The following is a 16,831-nucleotide window of genomic DNA, read 5'->3' as shown; positions in this document are numbered from 1 at the left end:
AACCTCAGCCCCGCGCCAGGTACCGCTCCACCAGCCTCACCCAGTACGTCGCGCCCAACGCCAGCAGCTCGTCGTTGAAGTCGTAGCTCGGGTTGTGCAGCATGCAGGGACCTAAACCGTGGCCTTGCTCGCGGTGGTCGCCATCACCGTTGCCGATGAAAGCGAAGCAGCCCGGCTTCTCGAGCAGCATGAAGGAGAAATCCTCGGCGCCCATGGTCGGGTCGATGTTGGCGTCCACGTTGTCTGCGCCAACCAACTCACGCATGACTTGCGCTGCGAATTGCGTTTCCGATTCGCTGTTGACCGTGGGCGGGTAGTTGCGATGGAAGGCGAAATCGACCGTGCAGTCGTAAGCTGAGGCGATGCCCTTGGAGACTTCCTCCATGCGACGCTCGATCAGATCGAGGACGTCTGTGGAGAACGTGCGTACTGTGCCGCCGATCCAGGCCTCATTCGGGATAATGTTGGTGGCGTCGCCGGCGTGGAACTGGGTGACGGACAGGACGGCTGTGTCGATCGGACGCTTGTTGCGGGTGATGATGCCCTGCAGCGCCGAAACGACTTGTGCGCCAACGAACACAGGGTCATTGCCGTTGTGCGGCAATGCGGCGTGCGCACCCTTGCCCTTGATCGTGATGCGGAATTCGTTGCTCGATGCCATCAGCGCGCCGACGCGCGTACCGAACGCCCCGACCGGTACGCCCGGCCAGTTGTGCAAGCCAAACACGGCGTCGCATGGGAAGCGCTCGAACAGGCCGTCTTTGATCATCTCGCGTGCGCCGCCACCGCCTTCTTCGGCGGGCTGAAAGATCAGATGCACCGTGCCGCTGAAGTTGCGGTGCTTGGCGAGGTAGTGTGCCGCGCCGAGCAGCATAGCCGTGTGGCCGTCATGGCCGCATGCGTGCATCTTGCCTTCGTGTTTGGAGCGATGCTCGAACTGGTTGACCTCGGCTAGCGGCAGGGCGTCCATGTCGGCGCGCAGGCCGATGCGCTTGCCCTCGCCGTTGCGAATGACGCCCACCAGCCCGGTCTTGCCCAGGCCACGATGGACTTCGATGCCCCATTCGGTCAGCTTGGCGGCAACCAGGTCGGAGGTACGCTGCTCTTCGAAACAGAGTTCGGGATGCGCATGGATATCGCGTCGCAGCGCCTGGATTTCGGGCTGCGCGGCTTGGATCTCTGGAATCAGCTTCATGGGATGCTCGTGTTCTGGCTGAAAGGTCTTAATCACATTCGATGATACGCCGAAGGGCCATCTTCGGCCCGCCGCACACTCGCGTGCGCCGCATGCATGCAGCCGTCGCGGCCGTTCTTTACATGGAACGTTTCCTGCTTTTTATCCGCGACCGTGCGATTACGCCCCTGTTTTTGGAGGTTTCCCGAGGGGCGCCGTAGGGGGATGCACCAATTTGTGGCGCCGCACATTGCCGAGCGCATATGCGCGTCGCTATAGTCGGCGCGAGCGTTCTTCAGAAGCGCCGCCGCGCCGTCAGCGAAATCGATCCATCGATCCTTCTTGGGGAGAAGAGCCGTGACCATGATTCGGACCTTGCGGCGCGTGGCCGCTGTGATGTGCGTGGCGGGATGCGTGATGGCGGGTGCCAGCCCGCAGGCATTGGCCGCTGATTTGAAGATCGGCATGAGCTCGCCGCCGACCTCGATGGACCCGCACTTCTACAACCTGTTCTCGAACATCAACGTGTCGGAGCACATGTTCGAGTGCCTGGTGAAGATGGACGCCGACAGCCATATCATTCCCGGCCTGGCCGCGTCGTGGCGGATGGTCAACAACCTGACGTGGGAATTCAAGCTGCGCCCCGGCGTGAAGTTTCATGACGGCAGCGAGCTGACCGCCGAAGACGTGGCGTGGTCGCTCGATCGTCCGGCCACGATCCTCAACAGCCCGGGCAAGTTCGACACGTACACCAAGGCGATCCTCAACAAGAAGATCATCGACAAGTACACGATCCAGCTGACGACATCGCAGCCGTATCCGCTGATGCTGTCGGATCTGACGTCGGTGTTCATCGTGCAGAAGAAGGCGACGCAAGGGCTGTCGAGCGATGACTTTGCGCAGGGCAAGGGCATGATCGGCACGGGCCCGTTCAAGTTCGTCAGTTATGCGCGTGATGACCGGGTCGAGCTGGTGCGCAACGATCAGTACTGGGGCCCGAAGCCTGCCTGGGAACATGTGACGCTGCGCTTCATCCCGAACGGTGCGACGCGCATTGCCGCGCTGCTGTCGGGTGACGTGCAAGCCATTGAGAACGTGCCGACGCCGGATCTTGCGCGCGTGCGTGGCGATGCGTCGCTGAACTTCTTCTCGAAGATCTCGCACCGCGTGATCTATCTGTACACCGACGACAAGCGCGACCCGACGCCCGAGGTGACGAGCAAGGACGGCAAGCCGCTCGATAAGAACCCGCTGAAGGATCCACGCGTGCGCCGCGCGATGAGCATGGCCATCAACCGCCAGGGCATCAAGGACCGCATCATGGAGGGCCTGTCGGAGCCCACCAACAACCTCGTGCCGCCGTCGCTGTTCGGTCACAACCCGAACCTGAAGACGCTCAAGTACGACCCGGACGGTGCAAAGAAGCTGCTGGCCGAGGCGGGCTACCCCGATGGCTTCGGTGTCACGCTGCACACGCCCAACAACCGCTACGTGAACGACGAGAAGATCGCGCAGACCATCGCGCAAAACCTCACACGCGTGGGCATCGCGACGCGCGTGGAAGCGGCACCGATGGCGACCCACGCGGCCAAGGGCGGCCATCACGAATATTCATTCGGCCTGGTGGGATGGGGCGCGCAGACGGGTGAGGTCAGCTCGCCGCTGCGTGCGCTGGTGGCGTGTGAGGACGCCAAGACCGGTTTCGGCACGGTCAACTGGGGCCAGTACTGCAACCCGAAGATGGACGCCGTGCTGACAAAAGCGCTCTATACGATGGACGATGGTGAGCGCTCCAAGCTGCTGCAGGAAGCGACGGCCATCGTGGTGGATGACGGTGGCATCATCCCGGTTCACTTCCAGGTGACGACGTGGGCGACGCGCAAGGGCATCAGCTACACGCCGCGCACGGATGAGCGCACCTACGCGCACGGCTTCAAGCCGCAATAACCCTCTCTCCACAGAAGCGAGCCTCAGATGCTGGTGTTCCTGATCCGAAGGTTGCTGGAATCCGTGGCGGTGCTGTTGGTGATGTCGATTCTGGTGTTCCTGGGCGTGTATGCCATTGGCAACCCGGTCGACATCCTCATCAACCCGCAGGCAGACCAGCAGGACATTGCGCGCACGATTGCCGCGCTGGGGCTCGACAAGCCGCTGTGGGAGCAATACCTGTACTTCCTGAAAGGCGCACTGCAGGGCAACCTGGGTGTGTCGTTCGCGCACGGCACGCCCGCGCTCAAACTGATCTTCGAGCGCATGCCGGCGACGCTTGAGTTGGCTACCTTCGCGATCCTGCTGTCGATCGTGCTGGGCATTCCGCTCGGCCTGTGGGCGGGGCTGCGCCCGAACGGTGTAGCCAACCGCACCATCATGACGATCTCGATCCTGGGTTTCTCGCTGCCGACGTTCTGGGTCGGGCTGATGCTCATCATGGTGTTTGCGGTGCAGTTGGGCTGGCTGCCTTCCAACGGGCGCGGCGAGACGCGCCTGCTGCTGGGCGTGCCGTTGAGTTTTCTGACACTCGACGGCATCCGCCACCTGATCCTGCCGGGCGTGACGCTGTCGCTGCTGAATATTGCGATGGTGATTCGCCTCACACGTGCCGGCACGCAAGAGGCCATGCTGCAGGACTACGTGAAGTTCGCGCGTGCAAAGGGCTTGTCGAACACGCGCATCGTCGGTGTGCATGTGCTCAAGAACATCCTGATCCCGATCGTGACGGTCGTGGGGCTGCAGTTCGGCTCCGTCATCGCGTTCTCGATCGTGACCGAGTCGATCTATGCGTGGCCGGGCATGGGCAAGCTCATCATTGATTCGATTCAACTGCTCGACCGCCCGGTGATCGTCGCCTACCTGCTGGTGATCGTGACGCTGTTCATCCTCATCAACCTCGTGGTTGATCTGATTTACGGCGTGCTCGACCCGCGTGTGCGCTTGTCTGAAAGCCGGGGCTGACATGACGACTTCTACTGCAACCTCAACCAAACCGGCTGCTGAAGAAACGCCCCTGCGCCGCTTCGTGCGCCAGTTCTGCGCGAGCCGCATCGCACTCGTCGGGGTGATCGTGCTGGGCATCATCATCGTCGTGGCGATTGCCGCGCCGTGGATTGCGCCGCAGAACCCGTATGACCTCGCCAAACTGGACGTGCTCGATTCGCGCCTCGCCCCCGGAGAGAAGGCCTCCGATGGCATGACCTTCCTGCTCGGCTCGGATGACCAAGGCCGCGACATTCTTTCCGCCATCCTCTACGGCCTGCGCATCAGCGTGGGCGTGGGCGTGGTGAGCACGGTGTTCGCACTGGTGCTGGGTACAACGCTCGGCCTGATCGCCGGCTTTGCGGGCGGGCGCATCGAGTCGCTCATCATGCGCGTGGCCGATCTGCAGCTCTCGTTTCCGCCGATCTTGCTGGCGCTGATCCTGCTCGCGCTGCTCAAGCCGGGCATCACCAACATCGTGATCGCGCTGGTGGCGGTGCAGTGGGCGTACTACGCGCGCACGACGCGCAGCGCAGCGCTGGTCGAACGCAGACGTGAGTACATCGAAGCCGCGCAGGTGCTGGGCTTGCCGCCGTCGCGCATCATGTTCCGCCATCTGTTGCCGAACTGTCTGCCGCCGTTGATCGTGATTGCCGCGCTGCAGGTGGCCTCGGCGATCACGCTGGAGGCAACGCTGTCGTTCCTGGGCCTGGGCGTGCCGATTACGGAGCCGTCGCTGGGTCTGCTGATCGCCAACGGTTTCCAATACATGCTGTCGGGTAAGTACTGGATCAGCTTCTTCCCTGGGCTGGCGCTGCTCGTGACCATCGTGTCGATGAACCTGGTGTCCGACCAACTCCGCGACGTGCTCAACCCGCGCCTGCAGACCCTATGACGACCGCCAACAGCAAACCGACGCTCGTCGTCGAGGGCCTGCAAACGCAATTCACCACGCGCGGCGGTATTGCGCGCGCGGTGGATGATGTGTCCTTTACCGTCGGCCGCGGCGAGATCATGGGCCTGGTCGGTGAATCCGGTTCGGGCAAGTCGATGACGGGCTACTCCATCATGGGCCTGATCGACGCGCCAGGCCGCGTGGTGGGCGGGCGCATCGAGCTGACCGGTCGCGACGGCATCACGCATGACTTGCGTGCACTGTCTGCCCGGCAGATGCGCGACATGCGCGGCAACCGCATCGCCATGATCTTTCAGGACCCGATGATGACGCTGAACCCGGTCCTGCGAATCGACACGCAGATGATCGAGGCCGTGCAGGCACATCAGCGCGTGAGCAAAACGCAGGCGCGCGACATGGCGCGCACGGCGCTGGCGAGGGTCGGTATCCCGTCGCCGGATGAACGGCTGACGGCGTATCCGCACCAATTTTCCGGCGGTATGCGGCAGCGGGTGGCGATTGCCATTGCGCTGCTCAACAAGCCCGATCTCATCATCGCCGACGAGCCGACCACGGCGCTGGACGTGACCATCCAGGGCCAGATCCTGGCCGAGGTGCAGGCGCTGTGTCGCGAGAGCGGAACCGCGCTGATCTGGATCACGCACGATCTGTCGGTAGTGGCCGGCCTGGCGGACAGCGTGTGCGTGATGTACGCCGGCCGCATTGTCGAGCAGGGCAGCGTGCAGCAGGTGCTGGAGGCGCCGCGCCACCCCTACACGTTCGGGCTGATTGCGTCGGCGCCGTCGCGCAACCCGCGTGGTGCGCCGCTGCGGCAGATTCCGGGCATGACGCCATCGCTGCTGGCACTGCCCAGCGGCTGTGCCTTCCGAGAGCGCTGCGCGTTTGCCACCGAGGTCTGCACGCAGGCGCCGACGCTTGAGGCGCTCGACGACGGCCGCGCGCTGCGTTGTTTCCATCCCGTCACCATTCGCCCCGAGGAGACTGCCGCATGAGTGCGATGCATCCTGAACTCGATGCCGCGGCGGTTACCGAGGCAACGCCCAGCGCGGTGCCGATCCTGTCGTTGCAGGGCATGTCCAAGCGCTTCGTGAAGGGGCTGGATATCTCCTCGCGCATCGCCAACTGGTTCGGCGCAGGCCTGACGGAAGAGGTGGTGCACGCGGTGGACCATGTCGACCTGGATATCGCTGCGGGCGAGGTGGTCGGGCTGGTGGGCGAGTCGGGCTGCGGCAAATCCACGCTCGGCCGACTGGCCGTGGGTCTGCACAAGCCAACAGCCGGCACGCGGTTGTGGAAGGGTATCGATCTGGATCGCTTACCGGCCGAGCGCCGCCGCGAGAAGCAGCTCGCCATCCAGATGATCTTTCAGGACCCGTACGCATCGCTCAACCCGCGCATGCGCGTGCAGGACATCGTGGGCGAGGCGCCGGTCGTGCATGGCATGGTTGAGGCAACCGCGCAGCGCGACTACGTGGCCGAGATGCTCACGCGCGTCGGCCTGGACCCAAGCCTGATGCGGCGCTTTCCGCACCAGTTCTCGGGCGGGCAGCGGGCGCGCATCGGCATTGCACGGGCGTTGGCGGTCAAGCCCGAATTCCTGGTCTGCGATGAATCGGTTGCGGCGCTGGATGTGTCGATCCAGGCGCAGGTGCTGAACCTGTTCATCCGCCTGCGCGAGCAACTGAACCTCACGTATCTGTTCATCAGCCACGACCTGGGCGTGGTCAAGCACGTGAGTGACCGCGTGGTCATCATGTACCTCGGCCGGGTGGTGGAGTCGGCGCCCACCGAAGCGATCTTCGCGTCGCCCAATCACCCCTACACGCAGGCGCTGTTGGCCGAGGCGCCTAAACTGGAGGTTCGCAAGAAGACCTACGTGGCGATCTCGGGCGAGATTCCCTCGCCGCTGCATCCGCCCACCGGCTGCCATTTCCACCCGCGCTGCCCGCATGCCATGCCGCGCTGCAAAACCGAACAGCCGGTGCTCAAGGAGATTGCCCCGCTGCGGTTTTCAGCCTGCCACCTGAACGATCAGCCCTAGCACCATGCCCGCCGACGCCACTTCTGCTGCGCTGCAACCCTCCGCCGATGTCCTGCAACTGATCCGCACGCTGGTGGCGTTCGACACCGTCAGCCGCAATTCCAACCTGGGCTTGATCGAGTGGGTGCGCGATCGCCTGCGCGCGCAGGGTGCCGATTGCCGCCTGACCTACGACGCGACCGGTGGTAAAGCCAATCTGTTTGCCACGCTATCGCCGGGGCGCAAGCCGGGGTTGGTGCTGTCAGGGCACACCGATGTGGTGCCCGTGGATGGTCAGCCGTGGGACACCAACCCGTTCGATGCGCAGCTCCGCGATGGCCGCCTCTATGGGCGCGGCACTGCCGACATGAAGAGCTTCATTGCCGTTGCACTCGCGCATGTGCCGGACTTTATGGCGGCGGAGGGTGATGCCAGCTTCCATCTCTCGCTCTCGTACGATGAAGAGATTGGCTGCGTGGGCGTGCGCGGCCTGCTGCGCGATCTGGAAGCCAACGGCATCCGGCCCGCCGGCTGCATCGTCGGCGAGCCCACCTCGATGCGCGCCATCATCGCGCACAAGGGCAAGCGCGAATACCGCTGCTGCGTGCGCGGCAAGGAGGCGCATTCCGCGCTCACCCCGCAGGGCGTGAATGCGATTGAGTTTGCGGCGCTGCTGATCGCACACATCCGCACATTGGCCGCACGGCTTGAAGCGGAGGAGGCGCGCGACGGTGCCTTTGTCGTGCCGCATACCACGCTCAATACCGGCACGATCAAAGGCGGCATCGCCACTAACGTGGTGCCGCGCGATTGCGAGTTCACCTTCGATTTCCGCTACCTGCCGGGTACCGATCCGGATTGGCTGTTTGGCGAGGTCGAGCGCTATGCGCACGACACGCTGCTGCCGCAGATGCGCCGCATCGCCAGCGACGCCGACATCAGCTTCGCCATCAAAGCCAACACACCGGGCTTATCCATCGCACCCTCGCACGAACTGGTTGCGCTGGCGCAAGCGTTGGCTGACAACCGCGGTAAGGCGGGCAAAGTCGACTATGGCACTGAAGCGGGCCTGTTCTCACGCGCGGGCATTCCAACGGTGGTGTGCGGCCCCGGCAATATCGAACAGGCGCACAAGCCCAACGAATACATCGAACTGACGCAGATCGCGCAGTGCGAGGCGTTCATGCGGCGGCTGGCACAGCGGCAACCGCAGTTGCTGCCCGCCTGAGCAGTCGCCGGGGCGCAGCCCCACGGCCACGGAACCACACCAACACTGCCACGGCGCCACAACGCGCACACCGCTGGTTTGGCCGTTCCTGCCCTTGATGGCGCCTTGAATTTTCGTAAGCGGGCGGAAAAAAGGATGGGGAACTGTCTGAGCGAAGCGAGTTTTCCCCATCCCCGCCCGGTTATGAAAATTCAAGGGGAAGTCGCCATCTCGGGCGCGCCTCTCTTTGCTGACTTTCTCTGGCAAGACCGAGAAAGTGAGTCGGCCCCGGCAGGGGACGAAACGGAGGTGGACCACCAACACCAAACCGTGAGGCCCAACCAACCGACGGTGAGTCTTCGAGACCCGATCACGCCTCTCCAAGAGCCACCCATCGAGTCTCCGAGAGCCAATCGCAAGTCTTTCAGACCCAAACACGGCACTCCGAGAGCCAACCGCGAGTCTTTGAGACCCAAGCACGCCGCTCCGAGAGTCACCCATCGGGTCTCCAAGAGTCGACGGCGAGTCTCTGAGACTCAGGCGCGACTCCCCGAAAGCCGAACCTGAGTCTGCGAGCGCCAAGTGCGCGTCTCACACCATGGCGTTCGGGACACAGCGCCCCACGCACGCACAAAAAAACCGGGCACACGGCCCGGTTTCTTTTTGGCGATGTGGATGCTCACTCAGCGGATCACCTGCCCACTCGAATTGATGATCGTCATCTCGACGAACTTCGAGCCGACATGGTTACTCGGCGAGAAATTGACGTTGAAGCCGCCCACGTCGTAATTGCCCATCGACTCCAGCGCCCCGATGAACTTCTCGCGCGTGAGGTCACGCCCTGCGCGCTTGAGGCCTTCCACAAACACGCGGGCGGCCACGTAGCCTTCCATGCTGCCGTAGTCAAAGTCGGAGATGCCCTCGGTCTTGAGCAGCTTCTGGTACTCGCGCACCAGCGGCGACGACGCCGTCTTCGGATACGGCATCACCTGCGAGATGATCACGCCGCCGCCAGCCTTGCCCAGCGTATCGGCCAGCGCCCTGGTGCCCACAAACGACACGTTATAGAACTGGCCCCCATAGCCTTGTTCCTGCGCGCCCTTCACCAGTGCGGCGACCGTCTGGTACGCGCTGATGACGACGACCGCTTCCGGTTTCTGCGCCAGCACGGTGCTGATGGCGTTCTTCACGTCGGCGGTGTTGCGCGGCACGCTGGCTTGCGCCACGAGCGTTACGCCCTGACCGGCCGCGGTGCCCAGCGCACGCTGCACGCCGTCCAGGCCGGACTTGCCGTAGGCGTCGTCGTTGTAGATCACGGCGATGCGCTTGAGGCCGGTCGTGCGGATCTGCTGCACGATGGCGGCGGTCTCGTCGTTGTAGCTGGCGCGCACGTGGAAGACGTTGCGCGCAAACGGCTCACGCAGCGCCATCGCACCGGAGTAGGGCGCGAAGAACGGCACGCCTGCGGGCGTGGCCAGCTTGAGTGCAGCCAGGCTGGTCGGCGTGCCGACGTAGCCGAACAGCGCGAAGACCTTGGTGTTGTCGATCAGCGTCTTGGTATTGCGCGCGGTGGCATCGGGCTCGTAGAAATCGTCGAGCACCTTCAGTTCGATCTTGCGGCCGTTGACGCCGCCCGCGGCATTGACCGCGTTGAAGTACAGCTTGGCGCCCAGGTTCATCTGCTGGCCGAGCGCGGCGGCCGGGCCGCTCATCGGCGCGGATTGGCCGACGATGATGGTGTCGTTGGTGACGCCGGTTTCTGCCTGTGCCGTACTTGCGGCTGCCATTGTTGTGATGCCGATGGCGCTGACGACGAACGCCGCCAGCCGACGCGTGATGCTGCGTGCCTGCATGGCTCTTCCCCCGAAGAAATTTACATTTGAATTGCCGGCATCATAGCGAAACAGGCTGGGCAGGCAAGCCAAATCGGGGTGTTTGCGGCAGTTTTGAGCGTTTTTGAGACACAGAAGCCGCGTGATGTGCGCGGCTCCTTTCAAGAACGAGGGGCGGTGGCGCGTCAGCTTGCCTCGGCAACGCGGCGCTTCATCACCGCCAGCAGCACCGTGGTGATGACGGTGCCGGCCACCAGCGCGATCACGTAGCCGCCCAGGTGCGTGACGGCATTTGGAATCGGCAGCACGAAGGCGCCGCCGTGCGGTACACGCAACTCCACTCCGAAGAGCATCGACAGCGCACCCGCGCACGCCGAGCCGACCACAAGGGCGGGAATCACCCGCAGCGGGTCACGCGCCGCATACGGGATGGCGCCCTCGCTGATGAAGGCGAGGCCCAGCACAGCCGTGGCGCGGGCAGCCTGGCGCTCGTCGCTGGTAAAGCGCGAGGGGAACAGCCATGCCGCCAGCGCAATGCCCAACGGCGGCGTCATGCCGGCGGCCATGGTGGCGGCCATCGGCGTGTAGACCTGGGCGCCGATCAGGCCCGTGCTGAAGGCATAGGCCGCCTTGTTGATGGGGCCACCCATGTCGAAGGCCATCATGCCGCCCAGCAGCGCCCCCAGCGGGACGGCGTTTGCGCCCTGCATGCCGCGCAGCCAGTGGGTGAGCGCGCCCAGCAATGCCGCAACCGGCGCGCCCACCACGTACAGCATCACCAGCCCGGTGAGCAGACAGCCCAGCACCGGCAGGATCAGCACGGGCTTGAGACCTTCCAGATTGCGCGGCAGCTTCAGCCAGCGGTTGATCGCATCCGTGCCGTAGCCGGCCACGAAGCCCGCCACGATGCCGCCAAGAAAACCTGCCCCCAGACTGGCCGCCAGCATGCCGCCGACCATGCCCGGTGCAATGCCGGGCCGGCTGGCGATCGAGTACGCGATGTACCCGGCCAGCGCCGGCACCATCAACGCAAAGGCCGACTTGGCGCCGATCTGGAACAGCGCGCCGCCCAGCGTGCCGCTCGCCGATGCCTCCGTCACATAGATGCCGCCGAGCGCAAAGGACAGCGCAATCAAAATGCCGCCCGCCACCACGAAGGGCAGCATGAACGACACGCCGGTCATCAGGTGTTTGTAAGGGCCGGTGCGCTGTTGTTCGGCGGGGGCAGCCGCACTGGCCGACTGGATGGCAGCCGCTTCCACCGTGGCCTCGTCCAGCGCGCGGCGGATCAGCGTTTGCCCATCGTGGATGGCCGCCTTGGTGCTGGCGCGGAAGACGTGCTTGCCGGCAAAGCGCGACACGTCCACCTGCGTGTCCGCGGCAATCAATACGAGATCGGCATCCGCAATGGCTTTGGCGGACAGCGTGTTCTGTGCCCCCACCGAGCCTTGCGTTTCCACGTGGATGGCGTGGCCGAGCGCGGCAGCGGCTTGCGTCAACGCTTCAGCCGCCATGAAGGTATGCGCGATCCCGGTCGGGCATGAGGTGATGGCGACGATGCGCTTCGGCGTGACGTGGGTGACGGGGGCCGGGGCGCCGTGGACCATGCGGTCGAGCACGGCGCGCGCATTGTCGAGCACCTCGTCGATCGTGACCTCGATCGTGCGCGGGTTGGCCTGGCGCGCGGCGTTGTCTGGGGAGACGCCCGCCCACACGACGGCATCGGCGGTCGAGAGCGCTTTGGTATCGATCGTCGGCAGGGTGTCCGGGCTGCGCACATCCACGTCGAGCTTGCAGCCGGACTCGCGCGCGGCGTGGCGCAGCGCGGCACCGGCGAGCATGGCGCGGGTCGTGCGGCCGTCCGCGCCGAGAATTGCCAACAGGTTTGCCATGGTCGGCTCCTTGATGATGTTGACTGCGGAGGTTGCTGTGGACGTCAGGCCACGCGTTGCATGCGGACGGCGGCGGCGCGTTCACGCACCAGCGCGGGTGCCGGCAGGTGCGGGCCCAGGCGTTGCAGCTTGCAGGCGGCAAAGGCCACCGACAGGCGCACGGTGTCTTCGGTGCTCGCGCCGGCATGCCAGCCGGCCAGCACGCCGGCCACCATGGCATCACCCGCGCCGACGGTGCTGGCGGCGCGCACGGGCGGCAGGCTGGCCTGCCACGTGCCCTCTGCGGTGACGAACAGCGCGCCGTCTTCACCCAGCGAGACGATGACCTGTGCCACCCCGCGCGCGTGGATACCGCGTGCGGCGTCTACGACGTCTGTCAGCGTGGGCAGCGCGGTGCCGGCCCACAGTTCCAGCTCGTGCCGGTTCGGCTTGACGGCCGTCGGCAGGGCATCGCGTGGTGCCGCCAGCGCCTGCGTGAGCGGCGCACCGCTGGTGTCGAGCAGGGTGCGCACGCCACGTTGGTTCAACCGCGCAAGCAGCTGTGCATAGGTATCGGCGGGCAGCCCGCCCGGCAGGCTGCCGCACAGCGCAACGCCTGCCACGTCAGCAACCGCGTCGATGCGTTTGCACAGCGCTTCCACATCCGCCGGCGTGGCGTCGATGCCGGGCAGGTTGATGTCGGTGGTCTGCCCGTCGGAGGCATCGCTGATCTTGATGTTGGTGCGGTTGCTGCCCGGTACGCGGCAGAAGCCGTCGAGCACACCCTTGCGCGCGAACAGCGCTTCGAACAACGCCGCATTGGTGTCGCCCAGCAGGCCGGTTGCCACCACGGGCACGTGCCAGTCGGCCAGGCAGCCGGCCACGTTGACGCCCTTGCCGCCGGCCTGGTGTGTGACGCTGCGGCCGAGGTTGACGCGGCCGCGTTCGAGGTGGTCCAGCCCGACCGTCATGTCGATGGCCGGGTTGAGGGTCACGGTGACGATGCGTGCGCTTGCGCTTGTACTTGTCTTCGTACTCATGCTGCGGCCTGCTCCTTACCAACGGCGGCGGCCTTGGGCAGGGTCGCTTCCAGTGCGCGCACGTCTTGGGCGGACGCACAGGCGAGGGCGCGGTTGGCCAGCGCGCTGAGCGCAGTGAAATCCGCCTCGCGCAGCCGCGCCTTGACGGGCGGAATGTCGCGCGGGCTCATCGACAGCTCGTGTACGCCCAGGCCCGTCAGCAGCAGCGCGCCGAACGGATCGCCCGCCAGGCCGCCGCACACGCCCACCCAGCGCTTCTGGCGCGCCGCACCTTGCACGGTCTGTTGGATCAGGCGCAGCACGGCGGGGTGCAGGCTATCGGCCTCGGCGGCGAGGTCCGGGTGCTGGCGGTCGATCGCCAGCGTGTATTGCGTGAGGTCGTTGGTGCCGATGGAGAAGAAGTCGACATGCTCGGCCAGCCGGTCGGCCAGGAGCGCGGCGGCGGGCACCTCCACCATGATGCCGAGCGGCACGTGGGGCGCGTTCACCTGCGTGCGGATGCGTTCGCATGCGGCGCGCAGGGCGATGACCTCGCTCTCCGAGGTGATCATCGGGAACATGATCGACAGGGCGCTGCTGTCGCCATGCTCGCCGGCGTTATCCGCGCCATCGCGCGCGGCGCGATATAGCGCGCGCAATTGCGGCTCCATCAGGTCGGGTCGGCGCAGCAACAGGCGCGCGCCGCGCACGCCGAGGAAGGGGTTTTCCTCCGTGGGCAGGTTCAGATGCGGCACCTGCTTGTCGCCACCGATGTCGAGCGTGCGCACGATCAGCGGCCGGCCGTTCAGGGCCTTGAGCATCTCGGCGTAGACGGCGTATTGCGTGTCTTCGTCGGGCGTGTGATCGCGTTCGAGGAAGAGGAATTCCGTGCGCATCAGGCCCACGCCTTCCGCGCCCAGCGTGATGGCCTCGGCGGCCTGCGCGGGCAGGTTGACGTTGGCGGCGATCTCTACCGTATGGCCGTCGCGGGTACGGGCGGGCAGGCTACGTTCAGCCTGTTCGCGTTGCGTGCGCGCGGCGTCTTCTTGCAGCCAGGCACGCGCGCTGGCGACGGTGGCGACATCCGGGTCCAGCACCATCCGGCCGCCGGTGCCATCTACGATGACCTGGGTGCCAGGCGCCACATCCAGTACAGCGGGGCCGGCGGCTACGACGGCGGGAATGCCCAGCGTGCGCGTCAGGATGGCAGTGTGCGAGGTCGGCCCGCCTTGCGCAGTGACGATGCCGAGGATGCAGCGCGTATCCAGCGCGGCCGTGTCCGACGGCGACAGGTCGGCCGCAACCAGGATGCACGGCGTGTCCGGCAGCGTTTGCGACGTGCCCCGCAACGCTGGATCGATATGCCCCAGCACGCGCCGCCCCACGTCGCGCAGGTCTGCCGCACGTGCAGCCAGCAGCGGGTTGCCCAACGCGGCCAGCCGTTCGGCCAGTCGCTCCACCGCCTGATGCCACGACCAGGCCACGCCGTGGCCTTCGACCATTGCCTGACAGGTCAGCGTCATCAGGTCGGTATCGCCCAGCAATTCCGCTTGGGCCTTGAAGATGCCGGCTTCGGCCTCGCCGATGCGGGCGGCGGTGTCGTGGGCGAGGGCGGCCAGTTCGGCGCGTGTGTCGGCCAGGGCCTTGTCCAGCAGGTCGCCGCCCGTGGTGAGGGCGACGGGGTGATCGGGCACCGTGGCCGCGCCATGCTGCAGCACGTGGACAGGCCCGATCGCCAGCCCCGGGCTCGCCGCAATGCCGCCGATAGCGGGCGCAGCGGCATCGGCTTGCCAGCCGTGCGCGGTCTGGCGTGCGCGGGCGGCTTGCGTGTCGCGCGCGGCCTGGGCCCGTTCCTGCGCGGTCAGGCTGCGGATGGTCTGCTGCAGGCCGTCGAGCGCGGCGGCCGCGTCCGGACCTTCGGCGGACAGCGTCAGCGTGCTGCCAGCAGCGAGCCCCAGTTGAAGCAGCGCGACGAGGTTCTTGGCATCGGCCGTCTCATCGCCATGGCGGACCTGGATGCGCGCAGCAAACCGGCGCGCGGCTTCCACCCACTGCGCGGCGGGGCGGGCGTGCAGGCCGCTGGGGTACTCCAGCGTGAGCGTGCGCTGCTCGGCGAGGTCCGTGCCCGGGGCGCTGGCCACCGGGGGCGGTACGTCGCTGGAGAGCGCGGCGACGATGTCTTCAGCGTTCTGGGTGGTGAAGAGCTGGCGCAGTCGCGCGTCATCGTTCAGCAATCGCGTCAGCCGGCGCAGCAGTGCGATGTGCTCATCCGACTGCGCGGCAATGGCGAAGACCAGATGCGTGGTCTGCCCGGGGTGCCATTCCAGCCCCTCAGGAAACTGCAGCACGGCAATGCCCGTCTGGCGGATCAGGTGACGGTCTTCGCCCATGCCGTGCGGGATGGCGACGCCGTGCCCGAGAAACGTGTTGGCCACGGTTTCGCGGCGCAAGAGGCTGTCGATATAGGAGGGGTCGATACAGCCGGAATCGGCCAGCAACTGGCCTGCGGCGCGGATGGCGCTGGCCTTGTCGGTGGCGTGCTGCTGCAAGCGGATGCGTTCGGCGCAGATCAGGGCGGAAGCCATGCGGCGGAGTCTCCTGCGGCTGCCGGGCTCACAAGGTCGCGGCCCGGCATACGTGTCATCAATGATGGCGAATTGAAATCGATTACAGTTGGGGTGTCAATGTGCGCCGCCGCGTAAAGTGACGGTGATTCCGCTGTTTACGGGGTTTTCCCTGAGAGGCGTCGACATTGGTGGCTGTGTCGCCTTTCGCTATCATGAGGTTTTTGTGGAAACGATTTCAGCATGACGGTTCGGATTAAGGACGTGGCGGCGGCGGCGGGTGTGTCGGTGGCGACCGTGTCGCGTGCGCTGGCCGGCGGCCCAGTGAGCGTGGAATTGCGCAAGCGCGTCGATGCGGCCGTGGCGGCGTCAGGGTATCGGCCGAACCTGTCGGCGCGGCGGCTGCGCTCGCAGCAGGCGCAGACGGTCGGGCTGATCGTGTCGGACATCCGCAACCCGTTCTTCACCAGCGTCAGCCGCGCGGTGGAAGACGCCGCCTACGCCGCTGGTCTGCGCGTGATCCTCTGCAATTCCGATGAAGACCCCGAGAAGGAGGCGATGTACCTGCGCCTGATGGCGGAGGAGCGCGTGACCGGGGTGATCCTTTCGCCCACACGGGGGATTGCCGAAGCGCAGCAACCGGTGGACCTGGGCTACCCCATGGTGCTGATCGACCGCGCCGGCCCGGCATGTGGTGTGGATGCTGTGGTGCTCGACAACCAGCAGGCCGCGCAGGGTTTAGCTGAGCACTTGGCATCGCAGGGCTATCGCCGCATCGGCGGGCTGTTCGGGCGCACCAGCAGCACCGGGGCCGAGCGCCAGGCCGGCTTCGCCGCCGCACTGGCGCGCAATGGGCTGACGGCCGAGGCGCGCTTCATCCTGCCCACCGCCGAGGCCGCCGAGGCCGAGACGCTGGCATGGCTATCGGCGAGTGAACAGTCGGGCGAACGCCCCGACGCGCTGGTCGCCAGTAACGCGCAATCGCTGTTGGGCGTGCTGCGGGCGCTGCGCCGCCTGTCGCTGGAAGTGCCGCGCGACATCGCCGTGGCCGGGTTTGACAACGAGCCGTGGACGGAACTGGCTGGCCCCGGTATCACCGTGATCGAGCAACCGGTGTATGACATCGGTCGCATGGCGATGGCGATGTTGCAGGATCGCCTTGCGCAACCTGACTTGCCCATCCGGCGCGTCTTGCTGACAGGGCGCTTGGTGACGCGGGGTTCCACCCCGCTGCGTGGCGCGTAGCGGGCGATTA

General features: G+C 65.9%; 13 protein-coding genes. 7 read left to right on the top strand and 6 right to left on the bottom strand.

The window, feature by feature from the left end:
- Window positions 1–4 precede the first annotated feature (4 nt).
- Both F7R11_RS16765 and F7R11_RS16760 read right to left on the bottom strand, forming a co-directional pair.
- A complete protein-coding gene (locus F7R11_RS16765) occupies window positions 5–1,195 on the bottom strand; it encodes a M20 aminoacylase family protein (RefSeq protein ID WP_064805303.1) in 1,191 nt (396 codons plus the stop codon).
- 32 nt (window positions 1,196–1,227) lie between these two features.
- The gene (locus tag F7R11_RS16760; RefSeq protein WP_167317203.1) at window positions 1,228–1,641 is read right to left on the bottom strand and encodes a hypothetical protein; all 414 of its coding nucleotides are present in this window, start codon (window positions 1,639–1,641) and stop codon (window positions 1,228–1,230) included.
- On the opposite strand from F7R11_RS16760, the gene F7R11_RS16755 reads away from it, so the two are divergent.
- Genes F7R11_RS16755 through argE form a run of 6 tightly spaced genes read left to right on the top strand, consistent with a single transcriptional unit; the run spans window position 1,571 to window position 8,311 of the window.
- On the top strand, window positions 1,571–3,121 hold the full coding sequence (locus F7R11_RS16755) for an ABC transporter substrate-binding protein (RefSeq protein ID WP_390624428.1): 1,551 nt from the start codon (window positions 1,571–1,573) through the stop codon (window positions 3,119–3,121). The genes F7R11_RS16760 and F7R11_RS16755 overlap by 71 nt on opposite strands.
- 27 nt (window positions 3,122–3,148) lie before the next feature.
- Window positions 3,149–4,126, top strand: a complete 978-nt coding sequence (locus tag F7R11_RS16750; protein WP_021196131.1) for an ABC transporter permease — start codon at window positions 3,149–3,151, stop codon at window positions 4,124–4,126.
- Window position 4,127: 1 nt separating this feature from the next.
- Window positions 4,128–5,042 (top strand): ABC transporter permease, encoded by a 915-nt coding sequence (locus F7R11_RS16745; RefSeq protein WP_021196130.1) that lies wholly within the window; start codon window positions 4,128–4,130, stop codon window positions 5,040–5,042.
- Complete coding sequence (locus F7R11_RS16740) at window positions 5,039–6,055, top strand: ABC transporter ATP-binding protein (protein ID WP_064805299.1); 1,017 nt, start codon at window positions 5,039–5,041, stop codon at window positions 6,053–6,055. Before F7R11_RS16745 ends, F7R11_RS16740 begins: the two co-directional genes overlap by 4 nt.
- Window positions 6,052–7,104 carry an ABC transporter ATP-binding protein gene (locus F7R11_RS16735; RefSeq protein ID WP_064805297.1) on the top strand — a complete coding sequence of 351 codons (1,053 nt, stop codon included), beginning with the start codon at window positions 6,052–6,054 and terminating at the stop codon, window positions 7,102–7,104. The genes F7R11_RS16740 and F7R11_RS16735 overlap by 4 nt, the downstream gene beginning before the upstream one ends.
- 4 nt (window positions 7,105–7,108) lie before the next feature.
- Window positions 7,109–8,311, top strand: coding sequence for an acetylornithine deacetylase (argE, locus tag F7R11_RS16730; protein ID WP_064805295.1), 1,203 nt, complete (start codon window positions 7,109–7,111; stop codon window positions 8,309–8,311).
- Between the two features lie 662 nt (window positions 8,312–8,973).
- Here the strand turns inward: argE and F7R11_RS16720 are convergent.
- The 4 genes from F7R11_RS16720 to ptsP form a co-directional block, all read right to left on the bottom strand.
- Entirely contained in the window at window positions 8,974–10,143 is a 1,170-nt protein-coding gene (locus F7R11_RS16720; RefSeq protein ID WP_064805293.1) for an ABC transporter substrate-binding protein, read from the bottom strand.
- Between the two features lie 164 nt (window positions 10,144–10,307).
- The gene (locus F7R11_RS16715; protein ID WP_064805291.1) at window positions 10,308–12,014 is read right to left on the bottom strand and encodes a PTS fructose transporter subunit IIC; all 1,707 of its coding nucleotides are present in this window, start codon (window positions 12,012–12,014) and stop codon (window positions 10,308–10,310) included.
- 44 nt (window positions 12,015–12,058) lie between these two features.
- A complete protein-coding gene (gene pfkB / locus F7R11_RS16710) occupies window positions 12,059–13,033 on the bottom strand; it encodes a 1-phosphofructokinase (RefSeq protein ID WP_064805289.1) in 975 nt (324 codons plus the stop codon).
- Window positions 13,030–15,597, bottom strand: coding sequence for a phosphoenolpyruvate--protein phosphotransferase (gene ptsP, locus F7R11_RS16705; protein ID WP_064805287.1), 2,568 nt, complete (start codon window positions 15,595–15,597; stop codon window positions 13,030–13,032). Before ptsP ends, pfkB begins: the two co-directional genes overlap by 4 nt.
- Window positions 15,598–15,819: 222 nt before the next feature.
- Between ptsP and F7R11_RS16700 the strand changes: the two genes are divergently transcribed.
- Entirely contained in the window at window positions 15,820–16,821 is a 1,002-nt protein-coding gene (locus F7R11_RS16700) for a LacI family DNA-binding transcriptional regulator (protein ID WP_064805285.1), read from the top strand.
- The last annotated feature ends 10 nt before the right edge of the window (window positions 16,822–16,831 follow it).

The organism is Ralstonia insidiosa (assembly GCF_008801405.1).
In the GTDB taxonomy this organism is placed as follows: domain Bacteria; phylum Pseudomonadota; class Gammaproteobacteria; order Burkholderiales; family Burkholderiaceae; genus Ralstonia; species Ralstonia insidiosa.
This window is presented reverse-complemented; position numbering and strand designations above follow the sequence as displayed.

What these genes read in the sequence shown, in the direction of transcription:
- F7R11_RS16740 (WP_064805299.1), top strand. Translation starts at nt 5,039, where the DNA reads ATGACGACCGCCAACAGCAAACCGACGCTCGTCGTCGAGGGCCTGCAA.
- F7R11_RS16745 (WP_021196130.1), top strand. Translation starts at nt 4,128, where the DNA reads ATGACGACTTCTACTGCAACCTCAACCAAACCGGCTGCTGAAGAAACG.
- argE (WP_064805295.1), top strand. Translation starts at nt 7,109, where the DNA reads ATGCCCGCCGACGCCACTTCTGCTGCGCTGCAACCCTCCGCCGATGTC.
- F7R11_RS16750 (WP_021196131.1), top strand. Translation starts at nt 3,149, where the DNA reads ATGCTGGTGTTCCTGATCCGAAGGTTGCTGGAATCCGTGGCGGTGCTG.
- ptsP (WP_064805287.1), bottom strand. Translation starts at nt 15,597, where the DNA reads ATGGCTTCCGCCCTGATCTGCGCCGAACGCATCCGCTTGCAGCAGCAC.
- pfkB (WP_064805289.1), bottom strand. Translation starts at nt 13,033, where the DNA reads ATGAGTACGAAGACAAGTACAAGCGCAAGCGCACGCATCGTCACCGTG.
- F7R11_RS16735 (WP_064805297.1), top strand. Translation starts at nt 6,052, where the DNA reads ATGAGTGCGATGCATCCTGAACTCGATGCCGCGGCGGTTACCGAGGCA.
- F7R11_RS16715 (WP_064805291.1), bottom strand. Translation starts at nt 12,014, where the DNA reads ATGGCAAACCTGTTGGCAATTCTCGGCGCGGACGGCCGCACGACCCGC.
- F7R11_RS16765 (WP_064805303.1), bottom strand. Translation starts at nt 1,195, where the DNA reads ATGAAGCTGATTCCAGAGATCCAAGCCGCGCAGCCCGAAATCCAGGCG.
- F7R11_RS16760 (WP_167317203.1), bottom strand. Translation starts at nt 1,641, where the DNA reads ATGCCGATCTTCAAATCAGCGGCCAATGCCTGCGGGCTGGCACCCGCC.
- F7R11_RS16755 (WP_390624428.1), top strand. Translation starts at nt 1,571, where the DNA reads ATGTGCGTGGCGGGATGCGTGATGGCGGGTGCCAGCCCGCAGGCATTG.
- F7R11_RS16700 (WP_064805285.1), top strand. Translation starts at nt 15,820, where the DNA reads ATGACGGTTCGGATTAAGGACGTGGCGGCGGCGGCGGGTGTGTCGGTG.
- F7R11_RS16720 (WP_064805293.1), bottom strand. Translation starts at nt 10,143, where the DNA reads ATGCAGGCACGCAGCATCACGCGTCGGCTGGCGGCGTTCGTCGTCAGC.